Source organism: Tardiphaga sp. GW822-FHT04G09 (assembly GCF_058800725.1).
Window position 1 is genome coordinate 25,617 of record NZ_JBXAMO010000011.1, and the last position, 11,496, is coordinate 37,112.

Below are 11,496 nucleotides of genomic sequence, written 5' to 3' on the forward strand. Positions count from 1 at the left end.
GCAGCTATTTCAACGACTCAATCCTCGCCTTCGCATCCTCAATGCCGCCCGCCTGTGCCTTTTCATACAGTTCGCGTGCCTTTCTGGAATCACCGAGGACCCCACGAGCGCTCCACGATTTCAGGACGCGGGCGTCGTACGTTTCCGCGAGCATAAAGGCGGCTCGCGCGCTGCCATGTCCAAGAGCGTGTTCGAGCAATGGGCGCGCCCCGCTGATGTCAGCTTGCCGGAGCAATGCGTTGGCCCGAACAAGCAGTCTCTGTTCGTCCGCCACAGAATAGGGAGCGACACTCGCCAGCACGGTTGCCGCTGATGCCACGGGGACTTGCGGCTCCACACCTGGCACGGCTTCGCGAGCGGTCGACCGTGCTTGCGGTGGCGTTTCCAACACGGACGATCGTTCCGCATATAAAGCGACGGCCTGAGTGGAAGCCCACTGCGGCAAGGCGCTCTTTCCCTCGGTCGTCTTCGCGCGGGGCTCCGCCGTGCCCTCGTTCCGGCCAGAGGGGGCGGGTTGGCGCGAAGCGAGAGTCTGAGAAGCAGGCACGGCAGCAAGCTGCTGGTTTCCAGCCTCCAATTGGTTCTTAACGAGAGCAAGCTCCTGCACAAGTGCGTCAGCACGCTCGCGCTCGCTGGCAAGAGCTCGCTTCTGCTCTGCTGCCGTGGCGTTGCTGGCCTCCGTCACCCGAAGCACCTCAGCGTGTGCCGCCGCGAGACGGCTGGCATGCTCCTCGATCTGCTGACGCGCCGAGGAGAGCTCGCGGGCGACTGCCTCGGTCCGGCTGCGCTCCTTTGCAGATGCGCGCTCTTGTTCGACCTTCGCAGCCTCGACAATCTGCGCAGCCTCCGGCGTCGCGGCGCGCGCCGCGTCGAGTTCCGCCCGGAGGGAGATCAATTCACGCTTGAGGGCTGCCGCTCCGTCTTGTTGCTGTTTAAGCTGCAGTTCGAGCGCCTGCTTTTGTTCGATCTCCGCCGCGGAGGCTTTTGCGGCGTCCGAAGCTGCGATCCGCATCGTATCGAGTTCCGCCCGAAGGGAAGCAAGGTCATGAGCGAGCGCGTCTGCCTTTCCCCACTCCTGCTGTTCGAGCGCCCGCTCTTGCTTGATCTCTGCCTCGGTGGCTTGCACAGCTTTCGAGATCACGATCCGCGCCGCGTCGAGTTCCGTTCGAAGGAAGGTGAGCTCATGCATAAGGTTGATTGTTTTTTCTCGCTCCTGTTCGAGCGCTTGCGTTTGCCTGATCCCTACCTCGATGGCTTGGCCAAATTCCTTTTCCTTGCCTGCCGCCCGCGCCGTCTCGAGTTCCGCCCGTAGGATCGCGAGGTCACTCGCAAGGGCGTCTGCCCTAGCTCGCTCTTGATCAAGCCCGTCTCTTGGCATGGTGCCGGTCGCTTCAGCCGCTGACTGCACCGCGTCGAGTTCTGCTCGGGGGCGCGCGACAAGCACAGGTGCAAGGGCTGCCCTGTTCCGTTCCCGTTCAACGGCCAGTTCCCGCTCCCGTGTTTGAGCGGATTCGGAGGCCTCCGCGCGGAATTTACTTTCACCGCATAGCCCGTCCGCCACGGCCCCAATGAAGACCCACAGAACGCAAGCTACTACCGCGGACGAGGCACGCACGGCGGTTCGGCTTGTTACGCGAGAGCCTTCAACAGCTTTGGATCGCGGTAGCCAATGCGATGCTACCTCAACTGCCTGTGACCACATCGTGACAACTCAGGTGAGCTTTTATGTGTGTCCATTTTCATGACACAGCCTTCATCGGCCGTTTGTCGATGTAGCAATGGAAGTAATCACAACGAGGTAGCCGCACCGATCGCGGCAATTAAGTAGATCACGACTGTATTGTCTGAACCATTCTTGACCCGCCTGTTCGCGCGCGACTACGCTGTAGCACACGCTTGAGCCAGCACTCCCAGCACACTCAAGGAAACAACATGAACAGATCACTCGCCGTCTTCGCCAGCGTGGCTGCCATTGGGAGTATCTTGGTGCTGAGCCCCCAAACCAGCGGCGCTGTAGAAATCAATACTTCTGCCAAGACTTCCGCCAGAATGAACGTTAACGCCAAGATGACCACTGCCGCCATCCGAACGCAGCCACATCGGCTCGTTGTACAGGTTGACGTCAATGACCCCGCGATAATGAATCTCGCGCTCAACAATGTCAGCAATGTCGCTCAGTACTACAGCGAGATCGGTCAAAAGGTTGGGATCGAAGTGGTCGCTTTTGGACCCGGACTGCATATGCTGCGAGATGACACTTCTCCCGTCAAAACGCGCATCAAATCCATGAGCGAAACCATACCGCAGCTGACCTTTTCAGCATGCGGAAACACCCGTGAGAATATGTCAAAGGCTGAGGCGAAAGACATTCCTCTTATCTCGCAGGCCAAGGTCACCAAGTCCGGAGTGATACGGCTCATGGAGCTGCAAGAGCGAGGCTGGAGCTACTTGCGACCTTGATCCAGAGGAGTGCCTCTGCGATCTGCATCGCCTCGTTCCAATCTGTTGGATCTGTTGGTCGAAGATCAGGAACAGGACGACGTGATCGCTCGTTCGATGACCGGTCGGTTGACGGTCAGATGCGGATCGATAACGAGATCGAGATGGCCGCCAGCAATCGGAATGACCTCCAGTTTTGCAAACAGAGAGTCCCATCCGAGATGGGCCGGCACCCCCCGCCGGTTGCAAAGGAATAGCGTTCCGGTGATTGGCAGGCGAGGCTTAGCACTCGCCACCCAGCGGCCGAATTCCTGCATCCGGAGAATCTCCTCGAGTTCCAACTTGAGCATGAAACGGGTGTCGGACAGACGCGTCCAGATCCTCGCATCGAGAATTCTGCAAAACTTCACCTCCCAGCGGAGTCGGACAACGCATTTTGCGATAGAGCGACACAACATTCGGTACATCGTGACCCGGTGCGATCTAATCCGCTGCAACGTACGTGACACTGCTTCACGATAGTTGCGCCTGCGGGGGCCGATATTCGTATCCAGAATACCCAGAAATTTCACCGACCGGCCTTGTGCAATCAACCGGGCTGCCACTTCAAATGCCACGCCGCCACCCAGAGAATAGCCGATCAGACTTATGTCGCCGCGAGGATGAACGGCGTTGATCTGCTCTAGAGCTGCCGCCGCCATGTGATCGACTGAACCACATCCGGTCAGGGCGGACGTCAAATCCGGGTAGCGGATCGGGATCACATGAGCCGTCTTGCTCAACTGCGCCCCGAACGCCGCCAGACTTGGGCCGTAACCCATCGAACCTGGCAACATCACAAGATGAGGGAGCAGGTCCTCGGCCGGTTGTTTCCGCGGTGCTTTACCTGCTGCGGCGACGATCTGAACCATATCGGCTGCGCTCATGTCCACCGTGAAGGCTTCCATGTTGAGCTCTTCACCGACCAGCTCTTCCAGCTCCATCACGCATCGCAGAAGCTTCAGGGAATCGCCACCTGCCTCGTCCCAACGGCCGACAACGTCACTCGTGCCGAGAATCCGCGTCCATACCTGCGCCACCATTTTTCCGGCCTGCTTCAATTCGTCCGCCCCGGGTGGCTGAGGTGAGGGCGGACCTCTTCGGTTCTCGGCATCCAGCCCCTTGAGTTTCGCGACGTCTATCTTTCCGCCGGCGAGGCGCGGAAGTTCCGCGATTTCATGCAATCTGGTGGGATGTAATGCGGAGGGAAGCGTCTGCCTGATGACGTCTCGAACGTCAGCCGTGAATGTTGCATTGGCCTCGGAACCTGGCGATGCAAAAATAATCAGCTCGTTTGAATCGGTGACGATGGCGACAGCGTCACTCACATAGGGAATTCTGCGGACGACAACCTCAAGTTCGGCGGGCTCGACACGCCGTCCATTGATTTTGAGCTGACGCCCCTTTCGCCCCAGCATCTGCATCAATCCGTGCGCATCGACAGTAACAAGATCGCCTGTCGGGAAGATGCGGCGACGGTCATCATCCGGGTCAGGTAATGCAGGGAGCACCTGACCGTTCTCCCAATAACCAAGCAATACGTGCATGCTCTTGATGATCAGTTCTCCGACCTCGCCGGTGGGCACAGGTGCTCCGTTGTCGTCGACGACGGCAAACGAAATTCCTGGAAGCAAATAGCCAACGGGTGGTGCGTTGAAATCGCTTTCCTTGCAATCGTCAGGAAGAAACCACTGCGTGCCTGTGGTTTCAGTCGACGAATAGCTGATCTGGATGAAGCAGGATGGCCTCACGACCTTTCGGACGAGCGCAATATCCGTCCATAGCACCTTCTCGCCGCCGATGCGGACAACCCGGAGCGATTCGAAATCACCGGTATCGCTCGCGGCAACCACTGCCCTCAGAAGAGCGGGAACGATATATGTGATCGTTATCTGCTGCGATCGGATCTGACGCAGCAAGCCGCGAAGGCCAAGGGCCTCGACATCCGCCATATGCAATCTCGCGCCGGTCAACAGGGCCGTGAGCATCTCTCTGGTGCCCGCAATGGTCGTGGGGCCGCTCAAAGGCATGAAGACGTCGGTGGCGTCTATGTGGCATGCATCCGCGTATTGCTGGACGCGCTGGAGCAAGCTGCGTTGGCTATTCACAACGCCCTTTGGCTGTCCGGTGCTGCCCGATGTGTAGAGCACGAGGGCAGGCGCATCCACCGAAACCGGCTCAAGCGGTGCGGCATCTCCGAAAGGTTCGTTGGCGAGGGTAATATCGATCCAACGCAGGCCGTCTTCGTGGACCCCTTTGGTTGAACTACCGTCGCCCTGCCCGATCAGCACAGAAATCCGTGCATTTGCGGTGATGTGGGCAAGTCGCTGGTCCGGATCGCGCGGATTGAGCGGCACCAGGGGTCGCCCTGCGGCCATACATGCAAGCATGGCGATCGGATGCCAGATCGAATGACGCAGTAACAGGCCGACGGCGCCCCCCTCGGGAGCTGCCGTTACAATCACCTGGGCCAATGTCAAAACTCTGATCAGAAAGTCCGAATACGTGATTTGGCGGGTGTCGTCGCTGATGGCTACGTTGTTCGGAAATCTCTTTGCCACCGCATTCAGATGCGCGATGGCGGGCACGCTGGCAAATTCGGCTCCCAGACAATTGAACGGACGATCAACAGGCCCGCCCAAGTCGAGGGGCAGCTGGGGAGGTTTCATCCAGAGAGCTTCTGCAGATTCCTCTAGATCGCCGGCAGGTACGCGCCGGACAGCGAAGGCTTTCGCGTGTTTCGACAGCGATTCATCGGGGAATCTTTGAAGTTGCATGACGGTACTCACCGTTGCTGGATGAACATCGTAGATTACAAGTCGGCGATTAGCGTCCTTCGAGTGAATGATAAAGCTGCACCAACTTTTCCACCTCGAACCACTTTCCGGGTTACCTGGTTGCGGCAGGTCGACGAAACTCCGCAACGGCGAACAGCAGGCCGGCCGTCATGTTCGCGCGTTTGTAGATGTAGATCGCCATTGCCGTGTTCCAGGCCACATTCGTCGCGGCCGTCGCCACGGCAGCCCCCATCACTCCAAAGAAAGCGATGCCGATCGCACAGGCGACGACGTTCATGACAGCTCCGATCGCTGTGATCGTGGTTGCTGCCCGTTCGTGCCCCGTCATGGTCAGAAGATTCTGTTGCGGACCGGTAGCTGCAGCAAAGATCTGTCCAACGACAAGAATTTGGGCGACCGGGGCTGTTGCAACGAATTCCTCCCCAAAAAAACGGAGCAGCGGCACCGTCAGTAACAACAGCGGAAGCGCCAGCGCAGCCGTTCCAATCAGCGACAGAACGGTTGCTCGGGCAAACAGGCTCTGAAGCGCGGCCTCATTCCGGTGCGCATGAAGCTTCGAAACGTTTGGTGAAAAGAATGTTCCCACTGCCATGCGAGGAAGAACGAGAAAGAGAGCCAAATTCAAGCCCAGCGCGAAGATGCCGGCCTCGTGAGCATGGCCAATCCAGCCGAGGATGATCACGCCGGCGCGGCTCATGAGAACCTCAACTCCAATCATGATCATGACAGGACAAGCGAGATGCCACCAGTCGCGGGGCGCATAAACCGGCGCTACCGACCGCAGCTGTGGCGGCCAGAGCTTGCGTATGCTCAGTCCGACCATCCCTGCTGTGACGGCAGAGCTTGCCATCAACGCGATCAGGACCGTTGTGGCATCGATCGGCGTGACGTTGAGTATCACGGCAAGCAGAAGCAGCACGACCATAAGGCCGTCCCGAACGAAGCGTTCGGGCGCAATCGCCGAAATGATGCCACCCAGCGCCCGTGCCGTGGCAGAACCGAGAACGTACAGCGCTACCAATGGGACGGTCGCCATACCAACTGCCAGACTGACGGTCAGCTCCCGCTGAAGCGGCTCCGCCAGGAACAGTGCGGTGGCGACTCCGCAGATCGCAATCAACATCCCGACCAGCAATGATCGCCCGAATGCAAATTGAATAACTCCGCGCGCCAATGGCCACTCTCCTGTCGCACTATAGGCCGGCACATATCGCAGCAGAACCGTATTGAACCCGAGTGCTGCGATGTAGGAGAGAAGGGTTGTCCAGGCCAAGACGTATGAGTAGATACCGTAACTCGACGCCCCTATCGTGCGGGCAATGACAAGTTGAGCCACGCACGTCAGACCGGCGCCGCCAACATAGATAACGAATGCCCACAGGCTTGCGCTGGCCATGCGCCGAGCCAGCTCGGGTTCAGGCTGAGCTGTGAAAGCTCCGATTGTCTCGGGCGCCAGCGGGGGTTGGGTGAAACTCTCCGCACAGGGCTCAAGGCTTTCGCTCTCGGGATCGGGTGACGAACTGGCCGTTCCGTTAGGCCTGAACTTGCTGTAAATTTCCTCTTCTATCCGGTCGAGAGCCTTGGACATAAGGCTGGGGTCGAGCGAGTTGATGCAGATCACCCGTTGATGCTCAGCCGCGAGCAATGAGCCAACGTAATCAGTAATCGGCTTTGCCTTGAGAAAGGTACCGACATCAGGCTCGAACCATTTTTCCATATACGTTTTTTGGCGCACTCGCTCATGGAGGCGCTGTTCCAACAATTCCTCCGGAGCATCAAAGCGGATCAGCAGATCTGATTGCGTTCTCATGGCGATGGCATGAGCTATAGTCTTCTCGTTTGCTCGGCTAAAAAGGGCCAAGGTGCAAACGATCTGTACAAAGCCCTGATCAAACAGGACGATGCGATCGGGCTTGTGCGAATCTCCCCATACACAAGAAAATCGCACGACGTATTGGCTAAGCCTGATCCACCAAACGGGGTGGTTGGGTGGCATCAGTCGCAGCAGATCTTTCGCCAGACGTATCCCTTGGGCATTTGCGATAGGCCGGCACAAGATTGCGACAGTGGCGAAGATCGCGAGAGAGACGCGTTGCAGCGCTGGAAGAAATCCACCAAAGTTCGGAAAATGATTGGGCAGATGCGGTAACGTAAGTACGAGATCGACCTTGTACCCGTGGTCACGCAGGCGCTGAGCAAGTGCCCGGCTAAAAGTTGTTTTGCCGGCGCCAGGTGGACCGAAAGTCTCGATGATCATGTTGCCCTCAATCGCTTCTTAACCAATTGCGGGGGTTCAGTTTGGACGATCCGGAGCGCTTCAGTTCGATTGCGTCTGTGCCCCACTTTCTCCAGATGGTTGCTCTCTTCGACCACTGGCGGGGTATGCCCCAAACCCTTTCGAACAGTTGCTGTGTGCGCTCACCGAACTGATCCTGTTGCGGTGGTTCGGCACGAGTTAAGACCGTCGAGAATCGCGTGATCTGGGCGGGGTTGAGATGTTCCGTCCGCACAAGTTGATGCAGCGCGCTCTGCGCGGTCTCCCGATCGGTGCTTCCACAATGAATGGCGAGTAAAACATGATCGGCCCAACTCGCCAGAAGTCTCGCTTCCGGCGCCTCCAGCAGTGAGGGTCCGTCGATGATCACGAAATCATAAGTGTCGCTCAGTTGTCGGAGCAACGCAGAAATCTTGGGATCAGCGAGAACCCGAAGCCGATGCCCGCCAGACAACGCTGCCGGCAGATAATCAATTCCAGATTCATGGATATGTTCGATGGCATCTGCAAGCGGGCGGCCATAGGCCAGGACACTGAGTAAGTTGGCGTTCTCGCCACCCGGTCGACGAACAAGTTGACCGAAGTCAATGAGTAGAGTGCGCCACCCGAGCCGGGCGGCGTAGAGACCAAGGCTCCATGCAAGTGTGGTCTTGCCTTCCCCACCGATACTGGAGCCGACGAGGACGACTCGCTGCGATCGAGGGGTTGCCGGGTCGGAGGCCAGTATGGATACCAGAATAGAGCGAATTGCTCTGGCATATTGGCTCGCAGGTTCCTCCAAAACATAATGCGGGTGCTTGCCCGGCTCCAGTGGAATCGACGGTATCAGGCCAACGCACGGAATACGTAGAGCTTCAGCGGCCTCGGATTCTGTGTGCAGGGTCCGATCGAAGTGATTCAGTATGACTGCAAGAATGCAAGCCAGCAGAGCAAAGACAATTGCCGCAGGAGGAATCATAAGTAACGGGTGTAATGAGGCCGGCTGTTCGGGCGGCGTGGCCGTTGCGAGAATACTGACGTCTGATTGCGCGGTCAGACCTTTTGCAATCAGCTCCTGCCGTCGCCGCAGGAGCGTTTCAAACTGTTGCGCCAGCGTAGTGACGTGCCATTCCAGCGTGGCATCCCGGGAGGGAGAGGACCGGTCAAGACGGGAGGCCTTTAGTTCCTCCTCTGCCTTTGTCAGGTCGCGCTGAACTTTGGATAACTGTGTCGCGAGGGAGCTCAAAGCGTACTCCACATCGCTTTGCTTCTGACGTGCGACCTCACCGACATACGATTGCGCCACCGTATTCGCGATTTCCGCCGCTCGTTGTGGATCGGAGGCTGTAGAGGTAATGGAGATGATTCTGGAGCGCCGCTCCTGGCCAACCTTCAGGCTGCGCTTTAGCGCAGCGAGAGCGGTTCCGTCATCGGGCTCGTGGTGCTTGCCAAGCAGCAGCTCTTTGGTTGCTGACCATGTACGACCAGAGAGCGCGCGCAGGCTTTGCATCCACGTTCGTGTCCTGGCCTCCGCATCGTGCCTCGCATCCTCGAGAGCGCGGAGCGTTGGGAGAAGTCTCCGCAGATACGCGTCGGACAGCATTACCGTAACATGTGTATCGATGGTGGATTCCTCGGCAGCCGGTGTCGGTGCTGCGGATACACCACTGGCATTCAAGGCATCGGCTGCGCCGGATTGTCGGAGATCAACAGCAAGTTGTGCCGTCGCCAAATAAGAAGGTGCCATAAGCAGGCCGGCAATTCCGGCCAGCAAGACGCCGATGACAATCATCCCGACGACCAGCCGCTTGTACTTCCGCACGCTATCCAGCACTCGATTCAATGAGTGGAGACCGTCATTTGAAGCCAGAGATTGTTCTGTCAGGCGCTGCCCAAGTTCGTCCTCTGCGATATCTGGCGAAAGCGCCTGCAACGGCCGAATGCGTCTTCCTACTAACGCTTCCATAGCTCGCTCCTCTACTGTGCGGGCTCGAGGGTGTCCGTCGATCGGGACATTCTCTGTTCAACCATCGTTTCCAGCCATGACTGCAACATCAGGACGGCCCATAGCGTTCGCGAATGATCGCGATGGCCGCTCAGATGGTCGTGCCAGCAGGACTGGACTCTCTGTGCATCCAGCAAATTCTGACGACGAAGGCGTGATTCGGAGAGTAGGTCTGCAGCCCATGAGCGCAGTGGCCCCTTCAACCAGGCGCCAATAGGCACGTCGAACCCCTGCTTGGGTCGATCAATCAAGTGGCGCGGCAAGTAACGGCTGAGAACCTGCCGCAAGATCCACTTGCCCTGCCCCCGACGCACCTTGGCCGTGTTCGGCAGCCGCCAGGAGAATTCCACAACGCGATGGTCGAGAATTGGACAGCGCGCCTCCAGGCCTGTCGCCATGGTGGCGCGATCGAGCTTCACCAGAATATCGCCGGGGAGATACCCGATCATGTCTCGCAGGATGAAATCAGATAGAAGATCGTTCAGTGACGGCACCTTGCCCGAATCGGTGACCATCTGCGCCGGGGTCAATTGCAGCTCGGAAAGTCGCATCACTTTCCGGTACATGTCGTCAGCGTCATTGCCTGCAAACAGTTGCGCGAGGCGGTTAATCCGGTCGCTTCCGATCATCCGCCGCAGACGACCTGGAAGAGGCAGGGCGTCGGCGATGTCCTCCCGCACGCCGCGGGCGAGCAATGACACACCCACTCCCGCGGCTCGCCGAAGTGCTCGATTGGAGTTAAGGAGCGGAGCCAGACGGGCAGTCAACAGATGCCTGGAATATCCGGCAAAACATTCGTCACCTCCGTCACCGGAGAGGACAACAGTTACATCCCGGCGGGCAAGGCGGGATAGCAGCAGTGTCGGAATCTGCGATTCGTCGGCGAACGGCTCGTCCCAAACACGGGGCAGTTCGGGTATGACATCTCTGGCCTCCGAGGGAGTGAGACGCAGCTCCGTGTGGTCCGTGCCGAGGTGACGGGCGACGGCCGCGGCACTGGCTGCTTCGTCGAAGGAGGGTTCGCCGAAACCGATAGTGAACGTGCGGACGGGACGGGCGGATTGGGATTGCATCAGGGCGACGACAGTTGAACTGTCGATGCCGCCGGACAGGAACAGCCCGATCGGCACGTCGGCAACCATACGCTCACCGACGGCCTCTCGAAGCAAGCCATCAAGATGCGACACGAGCTGGCAATCGTCCGCGGAAACGAGGTTCTCTCGGCCGTTCCTGGCAATGTCAGTCAGCGACCACCAGGTGCGCGTCTTTGCCTGAAGCGCTGCAGCATCCCGCGACACCAGAAGATCATCGGCGCTGAAGGATAGAATACTGCCAGGTGGAAGTTTGAAGACGTCTTTCCATATGCAATGCTCGTCCGGAAACCAGCCGCGGGCGAGAAATTCAGCGACCCCGCTCGGATTGATCTCTGGATGGAAATCGGGGAACGCGTCGATCGCCTTCAACTCTGAAGCAAAGACAGCGGCGTTTCGCGTTCTGGCGACGTACAGGGGCTTCTTTCCCATTCGATCGCGGGCCAGATGGAGCGTGCGGGTCTGGCGATCCCAGAGGCCGATTGCGAAGATGCCATTGCTGCGCTCCAGCGCTGCTTCGAATCCCCATCTCTCGATCATCGCGAGCAAGACCTCGGTATCGCTGCTGCCGACGAAGTTTTGGCCGAGGCGTTGAAGCTCCTGTCGCAGCGACAAATAATTGTAGATCTCACCATTGAACGTGATGACGAACCGGCCGCTCTCGGAAAGCATCGGTTGTCGCCCCGCATCCGTGAGGTCGACGATGGCGAGCCGGCGATGCCCGAATGCAATCCCGGCGTCGCGATCGCACCACGAACCGTGGGCATCGGGTCCACGATGGTGCAACCGATCCGTCATTCGGCCGATAGCATCCAGATCGTCGGATCGAGAAGCTCGTGGCATCTGAAGAATTCCGGCGATTCCACACAT

Annotated in this window: 6 protein-coding genes; 1 reads left to right on the forward strand and 5 read right to left on the reverse strand. The window is 58.6% G+C overall.

Annotated features, from left to right (window positions below; genetic code table 11):
- Nucleotides 1–4 precede the first annotated feature (4 nt).
- A complete protein-coding gene (locus AC1RLZ_RS18975) occupies nt 5–1,408 on the reverse strand; it encodes a coiled-coil domain-containing protein (protein ID WP_493189881.1) in 1,404 nt (467 codons plus the stop codon).
- Nucleotides 1,409–1,932: 524 nt separating this feature from the next.
- On the opposite strand from AC1RLZ_RS18975, the gene AC1RLZ_RS18980 reads away from it, so the two are divergent.
- A complete protein-coding gene (locus AC1RLZ_RS18980) occupies nt 1,933–2,460 on the forward strand; it encodes a DsrE family protein (RefSeq protein ID WP_493189882.1) in 528 nt (175 codons plus the stop codon).
- A gap of 65 nt (nt 2,461–2,525) precedes the next feature.
- Here AC1RLZ_RS18980 and AC1RLZ_RS18985 read toward each other — a convergent pair whose 3' ends face one another.
- The 4 genes from AC1RLZ_RS18985 to asnB form a co-directional block, all read right to left on the reverse strand.
- Nucleotides 2,526–5,255 carry an AMP-binding protein gene (locus AC1RLZ_RS18985; protein ID WP_493189883.1) on the reverse strand — a complete coding sequence of 910 codons (2,730 nt, stop codon included), beginning with the start codon at nt 5,253–5,255 and terminating at the stop codon, nt 2,526–2,528.
- A gap of 112 nt (nt 5,256–5,367) precedes the next feature.
- The gene (locus tag AC1RLZ_RS18990; protein WP_493189884.1) at nt 5,368–7,533 is read right to left on the reverse strand and encodes an oligosaccharide flippase family protein; all 2,166 of its coding nucleotides are present in this window, start codon (nt 7,531–7,533) and stop codon (nt 5,368–5,370) included.
- 7 nt (nt 7,534–7,540) lie between these two features.
- On the reverse strand, nt 7,541–9,496 hold the full coding sequence (locus AC1RLZ_RS18995; protein WP_493189885.1) for an AAA family ATPase: 1,956 nt from the start codon (nt 9,494–9,496) through the stop codon (nt 7,541–7,543).
- Nucleotides 9,497–9,507: 11 nt separating this feature from the next.
- A complete protein-coding gene (asnB, locus tag AC1RLZ_RS19000; RefSeq protein ID WP_493189886.1) occupies nt 9,508–11,496 on the reverse strand; it encodes an asparagine synthase (glutamine-hydrolyzing) in 1,989 nt (662 codons plus the stop codon).